This is a genomic window from Kribbella sp. NPDC055071, from assembly GCF_053608045.1.
Window position 1 is genome coordinate 264930 of record NZ_JBSGUS010000004.1, and the last position, 22674, is coordinate 287603.

The following is a 22674-nucleotide window of genomic DNA, read 5'->3' on the forward strand; positions in this document are numbered from 1 at the left end:
TTCGTTTGCTGCGGGCATGGGCTGTTAGCTCAGTTGGTTAGAGCACCTCGTTTACACCGAGGGGGTCGGGGGTTCGAGTCCCTCACAGCCCACATACTTCTGACAACCCTGTCCCAGGCGTTTCTCCCTCGCCTGCGTGACGATGCCCTCGACCGACGTCGAAAGGGTTGCTGCGGGGGTGGGCGGTGCGTACGACTGTTGCTGTTCGCATCCGCCTCCAAAGGAGCAACCTTGTCCAAAAGATTGCGTTCACTCCTGGTCGTTCTCCTGGTTCTGCCGGGACTCGTCCTGCCGGCAGCTCAGGCGTCGGCGGCAGCCGCCGGTGTCGTGTTCGTGTGCTACCAGGGCTACTACCAGAACGTCGGCTGGGATCCGACGATCGCGTGCAACGATCCCAATCACGGCGGCGGTACTTGGCTCGAGCGCGCGGACCATGCGCACCTGGAAGCGATCAACATCAGCATGATCGGCGCCGGTTCGTACGTCGTCCAAGGGCACTCGCAGGACATCGGCTGGGGGCCGCTGGTCAACGGGGACGACAACCACACCGTCACCGTCGGCACGATGGGCCAGAACAAGCGCCTCGAGAAGATCTACATCGAGTCGTCGTCCTACCTGTGCATCCAAACCTCGTGGGAAGGCGGCGGCGACTACACACCGAGCTGCGGCTACTACATCTCCAGCGGCACCACCGGGCAGGGCCGCGGCCTGACGGGCATCGAGATCTTCCAGAGGTAAGCGACGTTCTAGAGGTCCGCGAGTGCCGCCGCGTAGTCGTCGGGGTTGCGGGCCGCCGGGACGGGATTGACGACGGACCAGCGGATGATGCCGGTGCGGTCGACGACGAAGGTGCCGCGGAGGGCGCAGCCGCGGTCACCGTCGAAGACGCCGTACGACGACGCGATGGATCCGTGCGGCCAGAAGTCGCTGAGCAGGCCGAACTCGAGTCGCTGCGCGTCGGCGTAGGCCCGCAGGGTGAACATCGGGTCGCACGAGATCGCCAGGAACTCGGCCGCCGTCAGCAGGTCGGGCCGATCGCGCAGGGCCGCCAGCTCGCTCGTGCAGACCTGGCTGAAGGCATACGGATAGAACACCAGTACGACGTCCCGCCGACCGGTGAAGTCGCTCAGCCGGACAGTCTCGCCGTGCTGGTTGCGGGCGGTGAAATCGGGTGCCCGGCTGCCGACGGCAGCGGTCACCTCACGCTCATCCCCGGCGGCCCGACTTCGGCACCACCAGTTTGGTCGCCGACCAGTCGTCGGTGACGCTCAGCGTGCTCGTGGTGGCCAGGCCCGCGACCGGCGCGGCCTCGGCGATGTCGCTGGTCTCCACGTAGCCCTCGCGACCGACCTTGGGCGTCAGCAGCCACACGACACCGCCGGCCTTCAGGTCGGTGAGGATGTCGAAGAAGGCGTCGACCAGGTCTCCGTCGTCGTCGCGGAACCAGAGCAGTACGACGTCGACCACCTCGTCGGTGTCGTCGCCGACGAATTCCTCGCCGGTGATCGCCTTGATGGCGTCCCGGAAGTTGTCGTCACCGTCGTCGTCGTACCCTATTTCCTGAACGACCCAGCCGGCCTCCAGGCCGAGCCGGGACGCCATGTTCGGCAACCCGCTCTTGCCGTCCGCGTGGTCCGCGGTCGCGCTCACGTGTCCTCCTCCGTGGTCCCCGCTTGCCCGGGGGTAGGTTTCAGTAGCGATAGTCCATCGTGACGTATCGCGTCGCGCAAGTATGCACCAGGGTTCCGTGACGTGTCCGGTATCCGCGTGGCGGGTACTGTCCGTGTCCGCTCAGATCACGCGAGGACGACCGGAATCGGGCCGCCGCGGAAGGCGAAGTAGAACGCATTCCGAACAGGTGACAGGATTGCGGTGAAGACAACCCTGAAAGAGCGGCAGAGAGAACGGCAGGACACCGTGGCTTCCGGACACGAACCACCAGCCATCATCACCGAGGGGATGCCCACCCAGCTCCCCGACATCGACCCCGACGAGACACGCGAGTGGGTCGAATCGCTCGACGCCGTCCTGGACGAACGGGGCAAGGCGCGAGCGCGCTACCTGATGCTCAAGCTGATCGAGCGGGCCCGGGAGCGACAGGTCGGGGTGCCCGCCCTGCGGAGCACCGACTACATCAACTCGATCCCGCCCGAGAAGGAGCCCTGGTTCCCCGGCGACGAGCACATCGAACGCCGGATCCGCGCCTTCATCCGCTGGAACGCCGCGGTGATGGTGAGCAAGGCCAACCGCAAGGGTCTCGAGGTCGGCGGTCACATCGCCACCTACCAGTCCGCGGCCAGCCTGTACGAGGTCGGCTTCAACCACTTCTTCCGCGGCAAGGACCACCCCGGCGGCGGCGACCAGATCTTCATCCAGGGTCACGCCTCCCCCGGGATGTATGCGCGGGCCTTCCTCGAGGGCCGGCTGTCGACCGACCAGCTGGACGGCTTCCGCCAGGAGGTCTCCCGCGGTCCGCACAACGGCCTGTCGTCGTACCCGCACCCTCGGTTGATGCCGGACTTCTGGGAGTTCCCGACCGTCTCGATGGGTCTGGCCGCGCTGAACTCGATCTACCAGGCGCGCTTCAACCGGTACCTGCACCACCGCGAGATCAAGGACACCAGCCAGCAGCACGTCTGGGCCTTCCTCGGCGACGGCGAGATGGGTGAGCCGGAGTCGCTCGGCGCGATCGGCCTGGCCGCCCGCGAGGAGCTCGACAACCTCACCTTCGTGATCAACTGCAACCTGCAGCAGCTGGACGGCCCGGTCCGTGGCAACGGCAAGGTGATCCAGGAGCTGGAGGCGTTCTTCCGCGGAGCCGGCTGGAACGTGATCAAGGTGATCTGGGGCCGCGAGTGGGACAACCTGCTCGCACAGGACCACGACGGCGCGCTGGTGAACAAGATGAACACCACGCCCGACGGCCAGTTCCAGACCTACTCGGTCGAGTCCGGTGAGTACATCCGGAACAACTTCTTCGGCGGCGACCAGCGGCTGCAGCAGATGGTCAGCAACCTGTCCGACGAGGACCTACGCAAGCTGCCCCGCGGCGGTCACGACTACCGCAAGGTGTACGCGGCGTTCAAGAGCGCGACCGAGCACGTCGGTCAGCCGACGGTGATCCTGGCCCAGACCATCAAGGGCTGGACGATCGAGGCGCTGGAGGGCCGCAACGCGACCCACCAGATGAAGAAGCTCACCTCCGACGACCTGAAGGCCTTCCGCGACCGGCTCTACCTGCCGATCGACGACAAGGACCTCGAGGACGCCTACAACCCGCCGTACTTCCACCCGGGCAAGGACTCGCCGGAGTACCAGTACATGATGGACCGGCGCAGCCAGCTCGGCGGTTCGCTGCCGCAGCGGCGGGTGGCGCCGAAGACGTCGCTGAAGCTCCCGGGCGACGACGTCTACAAGCCGCTGTCCAAGGGCAACAACCAGCCGGTCGCCACCACGATGGCGCTGGTCCGGCTGTTCCGCGACCTGATGAAGGACCCGGAGATCGGCCACCGGATCGTCCCGATCGCTCCCGACGAGTACCGCACGTTCGGGATGGACTCGATGTTCCCGACGGCGAAGATCTACAACCCGCACGGCCAGGCCTACGAAGCGGTCGACCGCAACCTGCTGCTGTCGTACAAGGAGTCCGAGAAGGGCCAGCTGCTGCACGAGGGCATCAGCGAGGCCGGCGCGATGGGCTCGATGATCGCGGCTGGTACGGCGTACGCGACGCACGGCGAGCCGATGATCCCGTTCTACATCTTCTACTCGATGTTCGGGTTCCAGCGGACCGGTGACTCGCTCTGGGCCTTCGGCGACCAGCTCGGCCGGGGCTTCCTGGTCGGTGCGACCGCCGGGCGTACGACGCTGACCGGTGAGGGACTGCAGCACGCGGACGGTCACTCGCCGCTGCTCGCCTCGACCAACCCGGCCGCGGTGCACTACGACCCCGGGTTCGCCTACGAGGTCGCGCACATCGTCAAGGACGGTCTGCGCCGGATGTACGGCTACGGGCTGGACGAGAAGAAGCCGTTCGGTGAGGACATCTTCTTCTACCTGACCGTGTACAACGAGCCGGTGCACCAGCCGGCCGAGCCGGAGAACCTCGATGTCGCGGCACTGCTGAAGGGCATGTACCGCTTCAACGAGTACGAGACTGCCGAGGGTGACGACGTACCGCGGGTGCAGCTGCTCGGGTCCGGGGTCGCGCTGCCGTGGGTCCTGAAGGCCCAGCAGATCCTCGCCGAGGAGTACTCGGTCGCCGCCGACATCTGGTCGGTGACCTCGTGGAACGAGCTGCGCCGGGACGCGATCGCGGCCGAGCAGCACAACCTGCTGCACCCGGAGGAGCCGGAGCAGGTCCCGTTCGTCACCGAGCAACTGAGGAATACGGTCGGCCCGGTCGTTGCCGTCAGCGACTACATGCGCGCGGTGCAGGACCAGATCTCCCGCTGGGTGCCGAACGACTACAGCTCGCTCGGGACCGACGGCTGGGGCCTGGCCGACACCCGCGCGGCGGCGCGGCGCCACTTCCACGTCGACGCCGAGTCGATCGTCGTGGCGACCTTGGAGATCCTGGCCAAGCGCGGCGACATCAAGCCGGAGGTCGCCGTCGAGGCGGCCCGCAAGTTCGCCATCGACGACCCGACCGCGGTCGCCGGCGTGAAGCAAGAGGGCGCCGGCGCCTGACGCTGTTCGGCTGAAGGGCCGTCCACTCAGGCGAGTGGGCGGCCCTTTGACTTGCCGGGCGCGAAAAACTCGGTAGGAGTGTTGTCGGCGTCGGCTCTACCCTCGTGGCATGCCTGAACTGATCGAGCCGACGGTGGAGCTGCGGGATTCCTGGCTGGAGTCTGCGCGGGAATGGGGTACCGACTCCCAAGACGGCGCCGGGTTGTGGGAGGCGACCGACCTGACGACGGTCGAGGGATTCGTCGCGTGGTTGGAACGGCTGCGCGCGCAGGGCTCCGTTGCGACCACGCCCGATCGGGTCCCCGCGACGTTCTGGTGGATCGTTGACGACGGCAACTATCAAGGGGCCATCACCCTGCGGCACGCGCTGAATGCCAAGCTGCTCGAGGGCGGCGGGAACATCGGGTACGGCGTTCGCCCGTCGGCTCGCGGCCGTGGGCTCGCAACGTGGGCACTCGGCCAAGTGGTCGACGTGGCGCGCAAGCGCGGGATGGACCGCGTGCTCATCACCTGCGACGACGACAACGTCGCGTCGGCGAAGACGATCGAGCGCAACGGCGGCGTCCTCGAAGACGTCCGCGAGACCTGGCTCGGCACGACCCGGCGCTACTGGATCACCCTCTGAACCACTCTCCGGAGCGAGCCACGCAGACTCCGAGGAGGGAGGCGTTTGACTCATCCAGTTCTCCACCCCCACCGGGAAAACCCTCATGCTCACCGCCTACCTCCCCCTGAACCTCTGGGGCCCCTCCCTCCTAGCCCTCACCTGGTCCTACCACCACCGCCGCGCCACCCCTCAATCACGCCTCATCGCCACCAACTGAGCTCGTGCAGTCGAAGCCGGCCTGCGGTACATCGCCGGCGGCGCCGGGCCACCCGCCAACCCACCGCCACCCGGCAGCAGGCTCGCGGACCGCGCTCGACTCAGTTCGGCGATGTCGCGAAAGCTGGCACCCGCCTGCCCTTGCGCTGCAGCGTCCAGAGGCGTGCCTGCTGTGGCGAGTGGGCGAGCCAGTTCCGCGATCAGGCGGAGCTCAGCGTGCCAGTCAGGGCCGGCCTGCTGGGCGATGCTGTTGAGGTTGGCGCAGAACTTCAGTGACTCGTCGATGGTCCATGGGCGTCGCCGTTCCGCCGCAACAGACTCGGTGAGTAGGTCGGTGCCGTTCCAGACGCCACGGTCGTCGCGATGCGCCGCGGCGACCACGCCTGCTCCTCGCCGGAAGACGACGATGTTGCCGGCGAGACCTTGCGCGTGAATCGCAGCAACCGTCTCCGGCACCCCTCGGTAGCAGGCGTCGTGATTCGACTGAGCGACGAAACGACCATGTCCGTGGAACTCCACCTGCCGTAGGTAGCGCGCGACGATGCCGAGTCGGCTCAGCGCCTCAGGCACCGCAAGAACAGCAACCTCCACTCTGAAACCTGCGGCGTGGAACCGCGCTGCCGACTCGGCGAACTCTCCCGCATCCGCCAACGCGGTCTCGACGACGGTGTGACAGCGCCGGGCGCGGGCCCAGTCCTCCGCGTCCGCATGCCAGAGCCGGGTGTCGAGTCTCGTGTACGCACCGGCGGTCCGGTCGTCGGTGGCCATCAGCCGGTTGTAGTCCGGATGGTAAGGCTTGTAGAAGTCTCCACAGACATGAGCAGCCGGTCCGAGCAAACCCATGGTGTGCTTGATCATGTCTGTCGCCGCCGTCTTTCCCGCGCCCGGTTGGCCGCCGACGAACACCACCACCGGGTACCGCTGCGACACGGCGCTATCCAGTTCGCGCGGAACAATTCGACCGCGGAAGATCTCCTCGTGGAGGGGCGCCGGGAGCTTGAAGCGTTCAAGATCGATTGCCTCAGCCATCGGTGGGTCCGTTGAGCTTGCGGAGGCGGGCGCTGTAGGTCTGCAGGGTGTCGCGGATGGCGGCAGGATCGTCGGAGCGTAAGGCGTGCCGGGCCTTTGATGCGAGCCGGCTCTGCTCGTCCCAGTAGTCCATGACTGACTGGTCTGGGGATTCGCTACGGCGTTCGGTCCAGTATTTGTCGGTGCAGTGGGCGATGAAGAGACTGATCGTGTCTTGGGCGACCTCGAAATCTATGGCTTGGTCATTGTTCCATTCGTACGGCGTGACGTTGCTCAGCGTGGGCGATTCGTCGTTGTCCGTCATGCCCTCCACTGTCGCCGTTGTCGACCCGCGGCGGCAACCGGGTGTCTGGCGGCCTGTGGATAACTGGTCAGCGGGTGCGGGGGCGGGGTTTGAGGGTGGTGGCGGGCAGCGGTGGGGCGGGGAGGGGGGCGCCGTCGTAGCCGGGGACCATGGGGAAGCGGGGGTTGCCGGTGGGGGTGATGGCGGCTTGCCAGGCGTCGCGGGCGGCGACGATCTCTTCGTGGCTGCGGCCGATGAAGTTCCACCACATCACGAGTTGTTCCTCGAACGGTTCGCCACCGAGCAGGAGGAAGCGGACACCGTTGCTGGCGGCAACCAGCTCGACCGCGTCGCGACCGCCGCCGAGGTAGGTCATCTCGCCGAAGCCGGGGGTCAGGTCACCGACCGACAACGAGCCGTCGACGATCAGTACGGCGTACTCGTTGGAAGGTGTCAGCGGCAACGACAGCGTCCGCCCGGCCTCGATGGTGACGTCCGCGCCGACCAGTGGGGTGTACGCCGGAGCAGGTGAGGTGACTCCGGCGACGGTCCCGATCATCACGGTCGCCCGCGCGCCATCGAAGTCGACGGTCGGGAGATCGGCATACGCGTTGAAGGCCGGCGGAACCGTCGTACGCACGGAATCCGGCAGCGCGACCCACAGTTGTGCGCCGTGCAGCATCGGCGGCGCTGTCGGCGTCGAGACCTCGGAGTGCGCGATCCCGTTCCCCGCGGTCATGATGTTGAGCTCGCCCGGCCGCACGAACGCATGCGATCCGACGCTGTCGCGATGCTCGATCTCCCCCTCGAACAACCAGGACACCGTCTGCAGACTCGTATGCGGATGCGGCGGGACCTGCATCCCCCGCTCCCCCGGTACGTCGTAGGAATCGACCCGGGTGGTCAGATCGTCCGGACCGTAGTGGTCCACGAAGCACCACGCTCCGACCATCCGGCGATTCTTGTTCGGCAGCAGGCGCCGTACCTTCGTCGTCCGCCCGAGCAGGACCTCCCGCGGCTCGAGCAGTTCGTACGTCGGACCCTCGCCGTCGGAGCCGTCGCACACGACCTCGACCGGGTCCTTCTCCAGATCGCTCATGACGCTGTCCATTCCCGGAGTTGCTGCTGATCCCACGTGTTGATGACGCGATCCGGCGTGACGCCGCAGTCCTCGGCGCGCTCGCAGCCGTAGACCTGCCAGTCGAGTTGCCCGGGCGCGTGCGCGTCGGTGTCGATGGAGAACATGCAGTCCATCTCGACCGCCATCGACAGCAGGCGTTTGGGTGGGTCGAGCCGTTCGGGCCGGGAGTTGATCTCGACCGCGGTGCCGAACTGGCGGCACGCCTCGAAGACCACCTCGGCGTCGAACTCGGACTCCGGCCGGGTACCGCGACCGCCGGTGATCAGGCGGCCGGTGCAGTGGCCGAGGATGTCGACGTGCGGGTTCGCGATCGCGCGCACCATCCGCTCGGTCATCGGCTCGGCGGCCATCCGCAGTTTGGAGTGCACGCTGGCGACGACCACGTCCAGCCTGGCCAGGATCTCGGTGTCGCAGTCGAGTGCGCCGTCCTCGAGGATGTCGACCTCGATCCCGTTGAGGATCGCGAAGCCGTCCAGCTCGTCGGCCAGCTTTTTGTTGAGCTCGGCAACGACCTCGAGCTGCTGGAGCCGCCGTTCGCGGGACAGGCCGTTCGCGACGGTCAGCCGGGGTGAGTGATCGGTCAGCGCCATGTACTGGTGTCCCAGGCGATGCGCCGTACGGGCCATCTCCTCGATCGGACTGCCGCCGTCGGACCACTCCGAGTGCAGATGCAGGTCGGACGTGAGCTCCGCGCGCATCGCCACACCGGCCGTGGTCAGGGCGCCGGCAGCTTCCTCCAGCTTGACCAGGTACGACGGGGTCGCGCCGTCCATCGCTTCGAGGATGACGGCCTCGGTCTTCGGTCCGATCCCCGGGAGTTCGGTCAGCGTCCCGGCCCGGCGGCGGGCGCGCACCTCGGCGGCCGGCAGACCGGCGATGGTGTCGGCCGCGCGCCGGTACGCCTTCACCCGGTGCGTCGGCTGCCGGTCGCGCTCCAGGTAGTACCCGATCGCTCGCAGCGCCGCGACCGCGGCCTCGACACCCGCCTTGTCACTCATGCGTCCCATGATGGCAGCCCATGATTGAAGCACGGCTAAGGTCGGTCCGTGGGACAGCAGGCAGGCGCGCATCTGGCGCGGGCAGAGCGGTTGCAGAACGCGACCGGCGCGCTCGCCACCGCGGCGATGGCGGCCATGGAGGCGAACCTGCCGTGGTTCGGCAAGCTCTCCGCGCAGGACCGGTCCTGGATCGGGCTGGTCGCGCAGTCCGGCATCTCGGCGTTCGTCGACTGGTTCCGCGACCCCGACGCGCATTCGACGATGCCGACCCGGATCTTCGGCTCGGCACCCCGCGAGTTCACCCGGGTGATCTCGCTGCACCAGACCGTCGATCTGGTCCGCACCACCATCGAGACGATCGAGAACACGATTGGCGACCTGCTCCCGCCCGACGACCTGCCGATGGTCTACGAAGCCATGCAGCGCTACGCCCGTGAGGTCGCGTTCGCCGCCGCCACCGTGTACGCGCAGGCCGCCGAGATGCGCGGCGCCTGGGACGCCCGGCTGGAAGCCCTCGTCGTCGACTCGGTGATCCGCGGCGAGGCGGACGAGTCGGTCCGCTCCCGCGCCTCCGCCCTCGGCTGGACCGGTTCAGCCGGTACGTCGGGTTCCGCTCAGGTCGCCGTCGTGGTCGGGCGGGCACCGGAAGGGACCGCCAACGTGGCGGACGCGGTCCGGTACGCCGCCCGCGAGACCGGCGCGGACGCGTTGTGCGCGGTCCAGGGCGACCGGCTGGTGGTCGTACTCGGCGGTACGAGCAAACCTGTGGAGATCGTACAAAAGCTGGCGAACTACTTCGGACCTGGTCCGATCGTGGTCGGCCCGGTCGTGAAAGACCTGATGGCGGCCGTGACGTCGGCCCGCGCGGCCGTCGCCGGACTCCGCGCCGCACCCGCCTGGCCGGGCGCGCCGCGGCCGGTCCAGGCCGACGAACTGCTGCCCGAACGATCGCTGTCCGGCGATGGTCATGCCCGCCGCCAACTGGCCACGGACGTCTACGGCCCGCTCACGATGGGGGATGGCGTCCTCCGCGACACGGTGTCGGCGTACCTGGACTCCGGTGGGTCGATCGAGGCGACCGCGCGGGCCATGTTCATCCACGCCAACACCGTGCGGTACCGGTTGAAGCGTGTGGCCGATCTCACCGGCTACAACCCCCTGGACCCCCGCGACGCTTTCACACTTCGTGTCGCACTGACCTTGGGTCGCCTGCTCAATCCCGAGCCGGGAAGCTCCGTTTTGTAGGATCCCTACAAACGCGGCCCGGTAGAATTCGTGCTGCTTTCCGGCTCGGAACCGGCCCACCTGAGGGAGAGTTGTCCCGTGCTCGTCATCGTCGCGCCCGGTCAGGGCGCCCAGACTCCAGGATTCCTCGAGCCGTGGCTGGAGGATCCCGCGTTCGCGAGCCGGCTGAACTGGTTGTCCGCGGTCGCCGGTCTCGACCTCGCCCACTACGGCACCCAGGCCGACGCCGACACGATCCGGGACACTGCGATCGCGCAGCCGCTGCTGGTCGCGTCCAGCATGCTCGCCGCGCTGGCGGTGTTCCCGCATCCGGCCGACGCGTTCACCAAGGTCGGCGCCGTCGCCGGGCACAGCGTCGGTGAGATCGCGGCCGCCGCGGGCACCGGCGTACTGACCGCCGAGCAAGCGATGGTCCTGGTCCGCGAGCGCGGCAAGGCGATGGCCTCGGCCGCCGCGCTGACCGCGACCTCGATGACCGCCGTCCTCGGCGGCGACCGGGACGAGATTCTGGCCAAGCTGGCCGAGCACGGCCTGACTGCCGCGAACGACAACGGCCCCGGCCAGATCGTCGCGGCCGGCACGGTCGAGGAGCTGGCCGCACTGGCCGCCGACCCGCCGGCCAAGGTCCGGCTGATCCCGCTGTCGGTCGCCGGAGCCTTCCACACCAGGCACATGGAGCCCGCGGTCCAGACGCTGGCGAAGTATGCGACCGCGATCAGCACCCACGACCCCCGCACCCGCCTGATCTCGAACCGGGACGGCCAGGTCGTCCACGACGGCCGCGACGTGCTGGACCGCCTGGTCCGGCAGGTCAACGCGCCGGTCCGCTGGGATCTGTGCATGCAGACGATGTCCGACCTCCAGGTGACCGGCATCCTCGAGCTGCCGCCGGCCGGGACGCTGACGGGAATCGCACGCCGGGCGCTGAAGGGCGTCGAGACGTTCGCGCTGAAGACACCGGACCAGCTGGACGACGCCCGCGCGTTCGTGGACAAGCACGGCAGCCCGTCCGAGCTCGACGCGTCGCCGACCTGGCGGCTGCTGGTCGCGCCGATGAAGGGCACGTTCACCCGGGCCGAGCAGGTCAACCGCGAGTCCGGTGACACGGTCGAGGCCGGTGAGGTCGTGGCGAAGGTGCAGAGCCTGCGCGACGAGCTCGAGGTGAAGGCACCGCACGGCGGCATCGTCGTCGAGTGGCTGGTCGAAGAGGGCGATCCGGTCGCCCCGGGTCAGCCGCTGGTTCGTCTGCACCCCAACGGAGGCAACTGAGATGACCACGATCACCGCCACGACAGGTTCGGCGTACGCCGGAATCCTCGGCATCGGGTCGTACCGGCCGCGTCGCGTCGTACCGAACGCCGAGATCCTGGAGCAGATCGACTCCAGCGACGAGTGGATCCAGACCCGTTCCGGGATCAAGGAGCGGCGCTGGGCCAGCGACGACGAGACCGTGCTGATGATGTCGGTGAACGCCGCCAAGGACGCGCTGGCCGAGTCCGGGATCGACCCGGCGCAAATCGGCTGCGTCATCGTCTCCACCGTCACGCACCTCTACCAGACCCCCGCGATCGCGACCCGGGTCGCCGTCGAGGTGGGGGCGCCGACCGCGGCCGCGTTCGACATCTCGGCCGCGTGCGCGGGCTTCTGCTACGGCATCGCCATGGCCAACGACCTGGTCCGTGGCGGTAGCGCGAAGTACGTGCTGGCGATCGGGGTCGAGCGGCTCAGCGACATCACCGACCGGACCGACCGCAGTACGGCGTTCATCTTCGCCGACGGTGCCGGTGCGGCAGTGGTCGGGCCGGCCGACGAGCCCGGCATCGGTCCGGTGGTGTGGGGCTCCGACGGGAGCCAGCACGAGCTGATCAGCCAGACCGAGTCGTGGCAGGAAGCGGTCGCCGCCACCAACTGGCCGCACCTGGCGATGGACGGCAACCCAGTGTTCCGGTGGGCGTCGTTCGAGATGGCGAAGGCCGCGCAGCAGGCGCTCGACGTGGCCGGGGTGAAGGCGGAGGACCTCGATCTCTTCGTGCCGCACCAGGCGAACATGCGGATCACTGACGCGATGCGCCGCGCCCTCAAGCTGCCGGACCACATCAAGGTCGCCCGGGACATCGAGCGGCAGGGCAACTCCTCGGCCGCGTCGATCCCGCTCGCGATCACCGCGATGCGGGAGTCCGGCGAGGCCCGCAGCGGCGACCTCGCCCTCATCATCGGCTTCGGCGCCGGCCTCGTGTACGCCGCCCAGGTGATCAGGCTCCCGTAACACCGTTGGTCCATAGTTGTCCGGGGCGGCCGACGTGGCCGGCCCGGCTGAAGTAGCCCAGTAACTCCGAAAGGGAAACCGAGAAGATGGCCAGCACCGAAGAGATCCGTTCCAACCTCGCCGAGATCGTGAACGAGATCGCCGGCATCCCGGTCGAGGACGTCCAGCTGGACAAGTCCTTCACCGACGACCTCGACGTCGACTCGCTCTCCATGGTGGAGGTCGTGGTCGCCGCCGAGGAGAAGTTCGACGTGAAGATCCCCGACGACGAGGTCAAGAACCTGAAGACCGTCGGCGACGCGGTTGCGTTCATCGAGCGCGCCCAAAACGGCTGATCACGCCGTACCCGTGCTGGCCGGGGTGCTCACCCGAAACCCTTGGGTGAGCACCACATCGGCCCCCTTACTCCCCAGCTCTCTCGTGAAGGATGAGGTACAAGATGTCGAAGACCCGAGTCGTGATCACCGGACTCGGAGCGACGACGCCACTGGGCGGCGACGTGTCGAGCACCTGGGACGGACTGCTGGCGGGACGCTCCGGCGCCAAGCGGCTGACCGATGACTGGGTGCAGAACCTGGCCTGCCAGATCGCCGCTCCGGCCGCCGTCGAGCCCACCGAGGTGATCGAGCGGGTCAAGGCCCGCCGCCTCGACCGGACCGCACAGTTCGCTGTGGTCGCCGCCCGCGAGGCCTGGGCCGACTCCGGCCTGGAGGACTCCGGGCTCGACAAGGAGCGGCTCGGGGTGGCTGTTGCCTCCGGCATCGGTGGCCTGCACACCACCCTGGCGAACTACGACCTCCTGAAGACCAACCCGCGCCGGGTCTCGCCGCTGGCGATCCCGATGCTGATGCCGAACTCGTCCGCCGCGTACGTGAGCCTGGAGTTCGGCGCGAAGGCCGGCGTCCACACCCCGGTCTCGGCCTGTGCCTCCGGCAACGAGGCGATCGCCCTCGGCCTCGACCAGATCCGGCTCGGCCGCGCGGACGTGGTCATCGCCGGCGGGACCGAAGGCTCGATCATGGCGCTGCCGCTGGCGGCGTTCGGGCAGATGATGGCGCTGAGCAAGCGGAACGACGAGCCCGAGAAGGCGTCGCGGCCGTGGGACGTCGATCGGGACGGGTTCCTGCTCGGTGAAGGCGCCGGCATCCTGATCCTGGAGGAGTACGAGCACGCCAAGGCGCGCGGCGCGACGATCTACGCCGAGCTCGCCGGCGCCGGCATCTCCGCCGACGGCCACGACATCGCACAGCCCGACCCGACCGGTTCCGGTGCGCGCCGGGCGATGCAGCGGGCGCTGGTCGAGGGCGACCTCACGCCGGCCGACATCTTCCACATCAACGCGCACGCCACCTCGACCCCGCAAGGCGACGTCGCGGAGTCGCTGGCGATCCGGCAGGCCCTCGGCAACGACGCCGACCACGCGGTCGCGACGGCGCCGAAGTCGATGATCGGTCACCTGCTCGGCGCTGCCGGCGCGGTCGAGTCGATCGCGACCGTGCTCGCGCTGCACCACCGGGTCTCGCCGCCGACCATCAACGTGGACAAGCTCGACGACGAGATCGAGTTGGACGTCGCCACCGAACAGCGCAAGCTCCCGGACGGGGACATCGCGGCGCTGAACAACTCGTTCGGCTTCGGCGGCCACAACGCCGCCATCGCCTTCAAGACGGTTTAACAACCGCCTGCTGCCCGGGGGACTCTCCCGGGCAGCACCCGTAGTTTCCTTCACACCCCGGAGGATCCATGACCACCGCCCCCGTCGCACCCAAGCCCGTCAAGATCCCGCGTGAGCAGGACCCGCGGAACCCGGTCGCCCGGCTTTCGCAGTTGCTGGATCCAGGCAGCCTGTCGCTGATCACGCCGGACAATCTGTCCGGGATGGTCGCGGCCCGGGGCACGATCTCGGGTGCGCGGGTGGTCGCGTTCTGCTCGGACGCGACCGTCATGGGTGGCGCGATGGGTGACGAGGGTTGCGAGGTCGTCGTCACGGCGTACGAGATCGCGCGGGCCGAGCAGGTGCCGATCATCGGGCTGTGGCACTCCGGTGGCGCACGGCTGGCCGAGGGGGTGCTGAGCCTGCACGCGGTCGGGAAGATCTTCTTCGCGATGACACAGGCGTCGGGGAAGATCCCGCAAATCTCTGTCGTCCTTGGACCGGCCGCAGGTGGTGCGGCGTACGGTCCGGCGTTGACCGACATCGTCGTCCTCGGACCGGAAGGCCGGATCTTCGTGACCGGGCCGGACGTGGTGCGATCGGTCACCGGTGAGGACGTCGACATGCTGCGGCTCGGCGGGCCGGAGCCGCACGGCCGACGGTCCGGGGTTGTCCACATCACGACGGACTCCGAGGCCGCCGCGCTGGCCCAGGCTCGCCGGCTGGCGGACCTGCTCGCCAATCAAGGCACGGTGTCGACCGAGGTCGAGGACACGGACCTGTCCGGGTTCCTGCCGGAGTCGGCCAAACGTGCGTACGACGTCCACCCGCTGGTCGGAGGGGTGCTCGACGAGGATTCCTCCGTCGAACTGCACCAGCGGTGGGCGCCGAACATCGTCACCACGCTCGGCCGGCTCGGCGGGCGGACGGTGGGGGTGATCGCCAACAACCCGCTCCGGCTGGGTGGTTGTCTCGACGCGTTGTCGGCGGAGAAGGCGTCGCGGTTCGTGCGGATGTGCGACGCGTTCGGTGTCCCGTTGGTGGTGCTGGTCGACGTCCCCGGGTATCTGCCGGGTGTCGGTCAGGAATGGGACGGCGTCGTACGGCGTGGCGCGAAGCTGCTGCATGCCTTCGCGGAGGCCGTCGTACCGCGGGTGACCTTGGTGACCCGGAAGACGTACGGCGGGGCGTATATCGCGATGAACGCACGATCGCTGGGTGCGACGCGGGTGTTTGCCTGGCCGCGGGCCGAGGTCGCTGTGATGGGTGCGATCGCGGCGGTTCGGATTCTGCATCGGCGCAAGCTGGCGTCGGTCGATCCGGAGCTGCGTCCGCAGGTCGAGGCCGAGCTCGCCGCCGAACACGAGAAAATCGCGGGCGGCCTGGACCGGGCCCGCGAGATCGGGGTCGTGGACGAGGTCGTCGCACCGTCGCGGACGCGGTCGGCGCTCGCCACGGCGTTGGCGAAGGCCGAATCGACGGGTCAGGTCCGCGGCCACCACGGGAACATCCCGCTGTAGGCCTAGATGCCGCCGCCGAGTCCGCCGCCCATGCCGATGTCGCCAACGTTCTTGAGGCTGGCCCGGATGGTCACTTCGGCGACGTACTGCGCTCCGCCGCCCTGGGCGAAATACCCTGAGCTGTAAGGCTGAACGGCCTTACCGGCCTCCCAGTACGGCACCCGACGGTTGCCGATGACAACCATCCGGACCTCGGGGTCGTCACCGGATTCCAGCCGGGCGGCGTCCTGTGCGCACACCGCGATCCTCCGCGTCCCGTGCCTCGGCTGGGTCCAGACCACGTCCTTGACCGAAGGACCGTGCTGCGGGTTGAAGAAGCAGGGCACCCGTCGTTCCGGTACGGGCCTTCCTTGACTCCGCGCGATCACGCACAGGACCGCATACCGTCCGGTGGCGAGCGTGTCGGTGATCGTGCTGACGTCGTCCGCCCGCTTGAGCTTCGCGATGGCCTGCTGCGCCGCCTCGTACGCGCCGAGCGCCTGCTGATAGTCGAGCCGGCCGTCGGCATCCAGCTCGTCGGCCCGGACCCGCTCCCCCAGTCTGGCCAACTCCTCGCCGAACTCGGTCACATCCTCGCCGGCCAGCTTCTCGATCTGCGCCAACTCCTCCGCGCCGACCTTCCGGGCCGCCCACCGAGTCCGCAGGTATCGGCCGGCCCCTACCAGCCCGCCGCCCGCCACGACCACCAGGATCCACTCCATCAACACACCATAACCGCGCACCCCGGCCACATCAGGCGCACTTGGACCCGCCGATCCTGCTAAAGTGTTTTCGTGGCGAAACGAAATGACCGTGAGACGTTGGCCCTCGCGGTGATGGATTTGATCGGCACCGGGCATCGGCGGATCTCGCGGCGGCTCGACCTCGTGCGCCTCAAGGTGCTGGGGACGGTCGTGGATCGCGGCTCGGTCCGGCCCGGCGAGCTGGCCGGTGAGCTCGCGATGACCGCGTCCGCCGTCAGTCGGCACCTGGCCGCTCTGGAGGATGCCGGACAGGTTGAGCTCACCGTCGATCCCGCCGACGCCCGCACCTTTCTCGTCACCCCGACGGCCGCCGGTCGGGCCGCCCGGCAAGGTGCGCTCACCGCCGGTACGGCGGCTTTCACCGGCGTCATCGACCAGTGGACCGACAAGCAGGTCGAGGCCGCGCTGGCGTCGGTCCTGCTGCTGAACGACACCTGGGCCGCTCATCATGCTGACGAGGCTGCGCCTGCCGGCTCCCGGCGTACATCGAGAACCGCGACCCGAAGGAGGACCGAATGATTCCGCGCTCCATCCAGACCGCCCGCGTGCTGCTCGCCGTCACCGCGGCCGCCCACCTGGTGATCCCCGTGGTGATGTGGGCCCGGCAGGACTCGCTCCGCGCGGAGATCGCCGGTCAACACCCTGACTTCAGTACGACGACGTTGGACAACTCGGTCCACGCTGCACTGCTCGCGGCCACGATCTTCCACGGGCTGTTACTGCTGCTGAACGCGTTCCTGATCTGGAAGCTCGCCACCGGCCAACCGTGGACCCGGCGCCTGACCACGATCTCGCAAGCTCTGTCGGTCATCTTCAGCCTGGTGTCGTGGTCCACGTCGACCATGTTCCACGCCGTGATCCCGGTGATCGACCTGCTGCAGGTGATCACGATAGTGCTGCTGTGGACGACCGCGTCCCGAGCCTTCTTCCACCCATCGGTCTCCACCAAGGTCTGATCACAGCACGAAGGGCGCGGACCCTGAGGTCCGCGCCCTTCACGTGGTGCGGCCGCTGTGTGCGACAACCGGGGGTGTCCCGACACCCGGTGGCCCAGCGGCCACGACCCCTCCCACCCTGGTGAGATGTCTGATGCTCAGTCTCGTCGAAAAGTTCGGGGAAAGCCCTGCCCTTCATGGCTTTCTTCTCAAGTTCTCAGTTTCGTCCTCCGTGGGAGCGTGCTCACGTCAGACCACCTGGTGCAGCCATCGCACCGGCGCACCATCACCGGCGTACCGGAACGGTTCGAGCTCGTCGTCCCACGGCCGGCCGAGCAGCCGCTCGACCTCCTCGGTCAGATCGGCCTCACCACTGGCCGCCTTCAGCATTGCTGCCTTCAGCCGCTCCTCCGGCACCATGATGTCGCCGTGGATCCCGGTGGTCGCGTGGAAGACGCCGAGGGTGGGCGTGAACGAGTAGCGGTCGCCCTCGACGCCGTTGCTCGGCTCCTCGGTGACCTCGAACCGGAGCTTCTGCCATCCGCGCAGGGCGGACGCCAGCTTCGCGGCAGTGCCGACCTCGGCCTGCCAGGACAGCTCGGCCCGGTACGTGCCCTGAGCCGCGGGCTGCGGCGTCCAGTCCAGTTTGACGGGCACACCGAGTATGCCGCCCGCGGCCCACTCGACATGCGGGCACAACGCTGACGGCACCGTGTGGACGTAAAGAACGCCACGAGTCGTCGCCACCGGGACCTCCTGTGCTCGAGGGGCGCCTTCCCCAGCGTTCTCGAGTCCTTGTCGATCCCAGTGCTCAGTGAGCTCAGTGCTAACAGCATCCCACGGGGCACAAACGTCTCCCCATAGAACACTGCCTACATCCTGCACCACCGCTATCACAAACACCAGCAACCTCGCCGTGTCAACTACCTCACGGTCGTGTCGCGCCGGTCCATCTCATGGGTTCTCCCATGAGATGGACCGTTCTCCCCCCGAAACACCGTGGGAGAAGGGACAACCTCATGGGGTAACCCACGAGGTTGTCCGTGTCGATGCTCGCTGGACCAGGCGGGTGGGGAGGATCAACGGAGTGGGGGTTTCGCCGGCGAGGAGGGCGAGGAGCATGCGGGCCATCTCGCGGCCCAAGGATTGGATCGGTTGGCTGATCGTGGTCAGGGGCGGAGTGGTGTGGCGTGCGGTCGTGATGTCGTTGAAGCCGACCAGGGCTACGTCGGCCGGGACGGACCTGCCGGCGTTGGCGAGGACCTCGAGGGCGCCGATCGCCATCTGGTCGGACGCGATGAAGACCGCATCGAGATCGGGGTGCTTGGTCAGTAGCTCACGCATCGCGCGGCTGCCGCCGGTCTCGGAGAAGTCGCCGTGCGCCACCCGGGTCGCATCGAGGCCGGCGACCGCCATCGCCTCGCGGAATCCTTGGTAGCGAGCGGTCCCGGCGCCCTCGTCCATCCGGCCGGTGATGGTGGCGATCCGGGTCCGGCCGGACGCGACCAGGTGTTCGGTCGCCAGCCGGGCTCCACCTCGGTTGTCCGCGTCGACGTAGTACCGCGGCTCGAAGGTGACCGGGCATCCCCCGAACACCACCGGTACGTCGGCCTTCTCGGCCAATGTGGCGAGCGGATCGTCACCGTGCATCGACATCAGCATGACGCCGTCGGCCTGGCGGGTCCGCAGCAACTGCTCGAGTCGGGTCTGTCCGCGCGTCGACGTCGCGAGCATCAGGACGAGTTCGAGCTCGGTCTGCTCGAGCACCGAGGTGATACCGACCACCACCTCGGCGAAGAACGGGTCGGCGAACACCTGCGGGTTGTCACTGGAGATCGCGAGTACGACGGCGCCCACCTGCTGGGTCGCGAGCGCTCGAGCCGTTGCGTTCGGCACGTAGCCGAGGTCGGCGACGGCCCGCTCGACCGCCTCCCGCTTCGACTTGCTGACGTGCGGAGCGTTGTTGATCGCCCTCGACGCCGCCGACCTGGACACACCGGCCCGCTCGGCGACTTCGTCGAGCGTCACTTGCCGCCTGGAGAGGTCAGCCCGTTTGGAGAGGTCGGTCACCGGCAGCCCTTCGCGATCGCGTGGGTAGAGGGTAGCGCTCCCGTCCCGGCGGGCCGGAAGGTCAGGGTGACGCCGCTGGACCAACACCCGATTGACGGCGGAACTGGGAGCGCTACCAAACCAACTCTAAGGCATTGACGCCCGCTCCGCCCGCGGGCAGCATGACGAACAACTGAAAGCGCTCCCAGCCTGCTGGAGGCATCGAATGCGCCGCTCCGCCCTACTCGCGCTACTCCTTCCCCTCGGCTTGCTGACCACGCCGGCGCAGGCTGCCGATCCGACGTACGAACGGGTTCTGAACGGGACCTTCGACGGCGGGAAGGAGCCGTGGTGGACCAGCGCCAACACAGCGGCTGCCGTCACGGACGGCAAGCTGTGCGCCCAGATCCCGGCCGGCACGGTGAATCCGTGGGACTCGATGATCGGGCAGGACGACCTGCCGCTGGAGCAGGGACAGCCGTACACGCTGAGGTTCGACGCGTCGACCAGCCGGCCGGTCCAGTTCCACGCGGTGCTGCAGCAGGCGGCGGCACCCCACGCGACCGTCCTGAACAAGACCGTCAGCGCCACCACCACACCGCAGACCTTCGAGTTCACCGGTACGTCTCCGGTCTCCGACACGCACGGCCAAATCTCGTTCCAGGCCGGCGGCGCGACCGAGCCGTACACGCTGTGCCTGGACAACATCGCGGTCGTCGGCGGGATCGTGCCGCCCGGCGGGATACCCGACTACGGCTCGCCGGTGCGCGTCAACCAGCTCGGGTACGTCGCCAGCGGCCCGAAGCGCGCCACCTACGTGACCACGGCAACCATCGCCCAACCCTGGCGACTCCTTGACAGCGGCAACCACATCGTTGCCACCGGCAAGACCACTCCGTACGGCGCGGACGCGGCATCCGGTGATGACGTCCAGCTGATCGACTTCGGCTCCTACCGCCGGACGAACACCGGCCTCCGCCTCGCCGTCGGCGACGACGTCAGCGAGCCGTTCGACATCGGTCCGCACGTGTACGCCGGTCTCCGGCAGGACGCACTCGAGTACTTCTACAACAACCGCAGTGGCATCCCGATCGAGTCGCAGTACGTCGGCGACGCCTACGCACGCGCAGCCGGCCACATCGGCGTGGCTCCGAACAAGGGCGACACCGAAATCCCCTGCTTCCCCGGCACCTGCGACTACAGCCTGGACGTTCGCGGCGGCTGGTACGACGCCGGCGACCACGGCAAGTACGTCGTCAACGGCGCCCTCGCCGCCTGGCAACTGCTCGACCTGTACGAGCGTTCCGCAACCCATGGCGACCGGGGAGTCGGCGACCGGACCCTGCGAATCCCCGAAGCGGGCAACCGGCAGCCCGACGTACTCGACGAGGCCAAGTGGGAGCTCGACTTCCTGCTCCGCATGCAGGCGCCGAACGGGATGGTCCATCACAAGATCCACGACGAGAAGTGGACCGGGCTCGGGCTTGCACCGGCCGACGACCCGCAGCAGCGCTACCTCTATCCCCCGTCGACCGCGGCGACGCTCAACCTCGCCGCGGTCGGCGCTCGCTGCGCACGCGTCTACGCCCGGTGGGACCCGCCCTTCGCCGCCCGTTGTCTCCAGGCCGCCCAGAAGGCCTGGAAGGCCGCTCAGCAGAACCCGGCCGTCTATGCGCCGCCCGGCGGTGAAGGCGGCGGCGCGTACGACGACACCAAGGTGACGGACGAGTTCTCCTGGGCGGCCGCGGAGTTGTTCGCGGCCACCGGGCAGGCGTCGTACCGGAAGTTCATCACCACGACGCTCACCACGGACGGCTTCTCCTGGCAGGAGACGGGCGGACTGGCCGACCTCGCGCTGGCTCGGGTGCCGTGGCGCCTGTCGCGCCTCGACCAGCGGAAGCTGACGAAGCGGATCGCAGGCGTCGCGGACACGTACCTCGCCGACCTCAAGTCGCAGGGGTACGCCAACCCGTACAAACCGGCGGACGGTCAATACGTCTGGGGATCCAACAGCGCGACCCTCAACAACGCGATGATCCTCGCGACCGCCTCCGATCTGACCGGGCGCCCGGCGTACCGATCGGCGGCGCTGGAGTCGCTCGACTACATCCTGGGTCGCAATGCGGTCGGTCAGTCGTACGTCACCGGGTACGGCGAGAGATCCAGCCACAACCAGCACCACCGGTTCTGGGCCCACTCGCTGAATCCGGCCCTGCCCTCGCCGTACCCGGGCTCGATGGCGGGCGGCCCGAACTCCGGGCTCCAGGATCCCGTTGCCCAGCGCAACCTTCAGGGGTGTGCGCCGGCGAAGTGCTACCTCGACGAGATCGGCTCGTACTCGACCAACGAGGTGGCGATCAACTGGAACTCGGCGCTGGCATGGATGACGGCGTACGCGGACAGCTGAGGCCCGCCGTACGCCGTCACACCAGCTTTATCCGTAGGGGTTGAAGGGGATGCCGGCCGGCTTGGAGGCGTTCAGCAGGTACTGGAACGAGTCGCCCTGGTCGCGGATCTTGAGGGTCGCCGAGCCGAAGTCGGCGTTGGTCAAGGTGTCCCGCAGCGACGTACTCGGCCAGCCGTTCCAGCCGACCAGCGGCGGGTAGCGCCAGTTGTGGTAATGGTTCTCCGGCGGCTCGTCGTTGCCGTTGGCAAGCCGGAAGAAGTGGGTGCCCACGCCGTCCTTGTGGTAGACGACTTTCGGGTGCGAGCCGTCGAACAGCACCTGTGAGCGGGCGTAGGTGACCTGACTCGAGTGCTGGGTGGTCGTCACGTACTCGACCTGGTTGGTTGCCTGGTTCACCCAGGAGATCACATGCTCCCAGTCGTGCCGGTGGCCACCGAGGCCGCTGCCGTCCACGGCCTGGTCCTTCTCGAAGTAGCTGGCGTAGACGATCGCGCACCAGCCGTTGTTGCACTTGTCGCGGGAGTAAGTCTGGGAGTTGTCGAGATCGGACTGGTCGTGGCAGTTGCCGTTGACGGCACCGGTCGTATTCAGGCCCGGGTTCAGCGTTCCATCAGGGCCGATAGCCGGTACGGCGTAACACCCATCGGTGTCGTAGTCGTACGCCGGCGAGAACGACTGCTCGTACCCGTCGGCGTTCTGGGGCAGGTTGTGCGGCGGATCGGCGTACGCCAACGTGGCGGAGGCGACCAGCAGGACGGTTGAGCCCAGGGCGACGCCGAGCAGGCGGCGGACGCGATGGGAGCGAGGCGGATCGGACGCTGGGGGCGGGGTGAGATCGCGCATACTGCGGACGATCGCACGCAGTAGCTACCCGTGTACATACTTCACACAG

The 22674-nt window shown here is 68.2% G+C and carries 22 protein-coding genes and 1 tRNA gene; 13 read left to right on the forward strand and 10 right to left on the reverse strand.

All coding sequences use genetic code 11. The features are described 5' to 3' along the window. The first annotated feature begins 18 nt into the window (after positions 1-18). Both ACWF4Z_RS09755 and ACWF4Z_RS09760 read left to right on the forward strand, forming a co-directional pair. Positions 19-92: transfer RNA gene (locus ACWF4Z_RS09755), tRNA-Val, on the forward strand. Positions 93-231: 139 nt separating this feature from the next. Further along, positions 232-738, forward strand: a complete 507-nt coding sequence (locus ACWF4Z_RS09760) for a hypothetical protein (RefSeq protein WP_452242562.1) — start codon at positions 232-234, stop codon at positions 736-738. Between the two features lie 8 nt (positions 739-746). Here ACWF4Z_RS09760 and ACWF4Z_RS09765 read toward each other — a convergent pair whose 3' ends face one another. After that, a complete protein-coding gene (locus tag ACWF4Z_RS09765) occupies positions 747-1199 on the reverse strand; it encodes a peroxiredoxin (RefSeq protein WP_452242563.1) in 453 nt (150 codons plus the stop codon). A gap of 7 nt (positions 1200-1206) precedes the next feature. Then, on the reverse strand, positions 1207-1650 hold the full coding sequence (locus tag ACWF4Z_RS09770; RefSeq protein WP_452242564.1) for a DUF3052 domain-containing protein: 444 nt from the start codon (positions 1648-1650) through the stop codon (positions 1207-1209). Between the two features lie 267 nt (positions 1651-1917). On the opposite strand from ACWF4Z_RS09770, the gene aceE reads away from it, so the two are divergent. Both aceE and ACWF4Z_RS09780 read left to right on the forward strand, forming a co-directional pair. Further along, the gene (gene aceE / locus ACWF4Z_RS09775) at positions 1918-4689 is read left to right on the forward strand and encodes a pyruvate dehydrogenase (acetyl-transferring), homodimeric type (RefSeq protein ID WP_452242565.1); all 2772 of its coding nucleotides are present in this window, start codon (positions 1918-1920) and stop codon (positions 4687-4689) included. Positions 4690-4798: 109 nt separating this feature from the next. Then, positions 4799-5314: a GNAT family N-acetyltransferase gene (locus ACWF4Z_RS09780; protein ID WP_452242566.1), complete on the forward strand. Its 516-nt coding sequence runs from the start codon at positions 4799-4801 to the stop codon at positions 5312-5314. Between the two features lie 171 nt (positions 5315-5485). On the opposite strand, the gene ACWF4Z_RS09785 is transcribed toward ACWF4Z_RS09780, so the two are convergent. The 4 genes from ACWF4Z_RS09785 to ACWF4Z_RS09800 all read right to left on the reverse strand — a co-directional run bounded on the left by ACWF4Z_RS09785 (position 5486) and on the right by ACWF4Z_RS09800 (position 8963). Further along, the gene (locus ACWF4Z_RS09785) at positions 5486-6541 is read right to left on the reverse strand and encodes a zeta toxin family protein (protein WP_452242567.1); all 1056 of its coding nucleotides are present in this window, start codon (positions 6539-6541) and stop codon (positions 5486-5488) included. Next, entirely contained in the window at positions 6534-6845 is a 312-nt protein-coding gene (locus ACWF4Z_RS09790) for a hypothetical protein (protein ID WP_452242568.1), read from the reverse strand. Before ACWF4Z_RS09790 ends, ACWF4Z_RS09785 begins: the two co-directional genes overlap by 8 nt. A gap of 67 nt (positions 6846-6912) precedes the next feature. Then, positions 6913-7923 (reverse strand): pirin family protein, encoded by a 1011-nt coding sequence (locus tag ACWF4Z_RS09795; protein ID WP_452242569.1) that lies wholly within the window; start codon positions 7921-7923, stop codon positions 6913-6915. After that, positions 7920-8963 (reverse strand): PHP domain-containing protein, encoded by a 1044-nt coding sequence (locus ACWF4Z_RS09800; RefSeq protein WP_452242570.1) that lies wholly within the window; start codon positions 8961-8963, stop codon positions 7920-7922. Before ACWF4Z_RS09800 ends, ACWF4Z_RS09795 begins: the two co-directional genes overlap by 4 nt. Before the next feature lie 48 nt (positions 8964-9011). Between ACWF4Z_RS09800 and ACWF4Z_RS09805 the strand changes: the two genes are divergently transcribed. From ACWF4Z_RS09805 to ACWF4Z_RS09830, 6 genes are all read left to right on the forward strand, one after another. Beyond that, positions 9012-10208, forward strand: a complete 1197-nt coding sequence (locus ACWF4Z_RS09805; RefSeq protein ID WP_452242571.1) for a PucR family transcriptional regulator — start codon at positions 9012-9014, stop codon at positions 10206-10208. A 78-nt stretch (positions 10209-10286) separates the two neighbouring features. Then, on the forward strand, positions 10287-11477 hold the full coding sequence (locus ACWF4Z_RS09810; protein WP_452242572.1) for an acyltransferase domain-containing protein: 1191 nt from the start codon (positions 10287-10289) through the stop codon (positions 11475-11477). 1 nt (position 11478) lies between these two features. Next, entirely contained in the window at positions 11479-12474 is a 996-nt protein-coding gene (locus tag ACWF4Z_RS09815; RefSeq protein ID WP_452242573.1) for a beta-ketoacyl-ACP synthase III, read from the forward strand. Between the two features lie 86 nt (positions 12475-12560). Next, positions 12561-12809, forward strand: a complete 249-nt coding sequence (locus tag ACWF4Z_RS09820) for an acyl carrier protein (protein ID WP_130446978.1) — start codon at positions 12561-12563, stop codon at positions 12807-12809. Positions 12810-12913: 104 nt separating this feature from the next. Next, entirely contained in the window at positions 12914-14149 is a 1236-nt protein-coding gene (fabF, locus tag ACWF4Z_RS09825) for a beta-ketoacyl-ACP synthase II (RefSeq protein WP_452242574.1), read from the forward strand. Positions 14150-14217: 68 nt separating this feature from the next. Next, the gene (locus ACWF4Z_RS09830; protein ID WP_452242575.1) at positions 14218-15648 is read left to right on the forward strand and encodes an acyl-CoA carboxylase subunit beta; all 1431 of its coding nucleotides are present in this window, start codon (positions 14218-14220) and stop codon (positions 15646-15648) included. A gap of 2 nt (positions 15649-15650) precedes the next feature. Here the strand turns inward: ACWF4Z_RS09830 and ACWF4Z_RS09835 are convergent, their stop codons facing one another. Next, on the reverse strand, positions 15651-16349 hold the full coding sequence (locus ACWF4Z_RS09835) for a hypothetical protein (protein WP_452242576.1): 699 nt from the start codon (positions 16347-16349) through the stop codon (positions 15651-15653). Positions 16350-16421: 72 nt separating this feature from the next. On the opposite strand from ACWF4Z_RS09835, the gene ACWF4Z_RS09840 reads away from it, so the two are divergent. Both ACWF4Z_RS09840 and ACWF4Z_RS09845 read left to right on the forward strand, forming a co-directional pair. After that, on the forward strand, positions 16422-16910 hold the full coding sequence (locus tag ACWF4Z_RS09840; protein WP_452242577.1) for a MarR family winged helix-turn-helix transcriptional regulator: 489 nt from the start codon (positions 16422-16424) through the stop codon (positions 16908-16910). Continuing rightward, complete coding sequence (locus ACWF4Z_RS09845; protein ID WP_452242578.1) at positions 16907-17347, forward strand: hypothetical protein; 441 nt, start codon at positions 16907-16909, stop codon at positions 17345-17347. Before ACWF4Z_RS09840 ends, ACWF4Z_RS09845 begins: the two co-directional genes overlap by 4 nt. A 228-nt stretch (positions 17348-17575) precedes the next feature. Here ACWF4Z_RS09845 and ACWF4Z_RS09850 read toward each other — a convergent pair whose 3' ends face one another. Both ACWF4Z_RS09850 and ACWF4Z_RS09855 read right to left on the reverse strand, forming a co-directional pair. Continuing rightward, on the reverse strand, positions 17576-18073 hold the full coding sequence (locus ACWF4Z_RS09850) for a DUF3145 domain-containing protein (RefSeq protein ID WP_452242579.1): 498 nt from the start codon (positions 18071-18073) through the stop codon (positions 17576-17578). Positions 18074-18343: 270 nt separating this feature from the next. Continuing rightward, a complete protein-coding gene (locus tag ACWF4Z_RS09855; protein ID WP_452242580.1) occupies positions 18344-19396 on the reverse strand; it encodes a LacI family DNA-binding transcriptional regulator in 1053 nt (350 codons plus the stop codon). 205 nt (positions 19397-19601) lie between these two features. Here ACWF4Z_RS09855 and ACWF4Z_RS09860 point away from each other — a divergent pair, with 205 nt between their 5' ends. Further along, positions 19602-21782: a glycoside hydrolase family 9 protein gene (locus ACWF4Z_RS09860; RefSeq protein ID WP_452242581.1), complete on the forward strand. Its 2181-nt coding sequence runs from the start codon at positions 19602-19604 to the stop codon at positions 21780-21782. Positions 21783-21809: 27 nt separating this feature from the next. Here the strand turns inward: ACWF4Z_RS09860 and ACWF4Z_RS09865 are convergent, their stop codons facing one another. Then, positions 21810-22625, reverse strand: a complete 816-nt coding sequence (locus ACWF4Z_RS09865; RefSeq protein WP_452242582.1) for an NPP1 family protein — start codon at positions 22623-22625, stop codon at positions 21810-21812. Positions 22626-22674: the final 49 nt, after the last annotated feature.

Coding starts and splice junctions, on each gene's coding strand:
- ACWF4Z_RS09780 (WP_452242566.1), top strand. CDS start 4,799: ATGCCTGAACTGATCGAGCCGACGGTGGAGCTGCGGGATTCCTGGCTG.
- ACWF4Z_RS09785 (WP_452242567.1), bottom strand. CDS start 6,541: ATGGCTGAGGCAATCGATCTTGAACGCTTCAAGCTCCCGGCGCCCCTC.
- ACWF4Z_RS09790 (WP_452242568.1), bottom strand. CDS start 6,845: ATGACGGACAACGACGAATCGCCCACGCTGAGCAACGTCACGCCGTAC.
- ACWF4Z_RS09795 (WP_452242569.1), bottom strand. CDS start 7,923: ATGAGCGATCTGGAGAAGGACCCGGTCGAGGTCGTGTGCGACGGCTCC.
- ACWF4Z_RS09800 (WP_452242570.1), bottom strand. CDS start 8,963: ATGAGTGACAAGGCGGGTGTCGAGGCCGCGGTCGCGGCGCTGCGAGCG.
- ACWF4Z_RS09815 (WP_452242573.1), top strand. CDS start 11,479: ATGACCACGATCACCGCCACGACAGGTTCGGCGTACGCCGGAATCCTC.
- ACWF4Z_RS09820 (WP_130446978.1), top strand. CDS start 12,561: ATGGCCAGCACCGAAGAGATCCGTTCCAACCTCGCCGAGATCGTGAAC.
- fabF (WP_452242574.1), top strand. CDS start 12,914: ATGTCGAAGACCCGAGTCGTGATCACCGGACTCGGAGCGACGACGCCA.
- ACWF4Z_RS09830 (WP_452242575.1), top strand. CDS start 14,218: ATGACCACCGCCCCCGTCGCACCCAAGCCCGTCAAGATCCCGCGTGAG.
- ACWF4Z_RS09835 (WP_452242576.1), bottom strand. CDS start 16,349: ATGGAGTGGATCCTGGTGGTCGTGGCGGGCGGCGGGCTGGTAGGGGCC.
- ACWF4Z_RS09845 (WP_452242578.1), top strand. CDS start 16,907: ATGATTCCGCGCTCCATCCAGACCGCCCGCGTGCTGCTCGCCGTCACC.
- ACWF4Z_RS09860 (WP_452242581.1), top strand. CDS start 19,602: ATGCGCCGCTCCGCCCTACTCGCGCTACTCCTTCCCCTCGGCTTGCTG.
- ACWF4Z_RS09865 (WP_452242582.1), bottom strand. CDS start 22,625: ATGCGCGATCTCACCCCGCCCCCAGCGTCCGATCCGCCTCGCTCCCAT.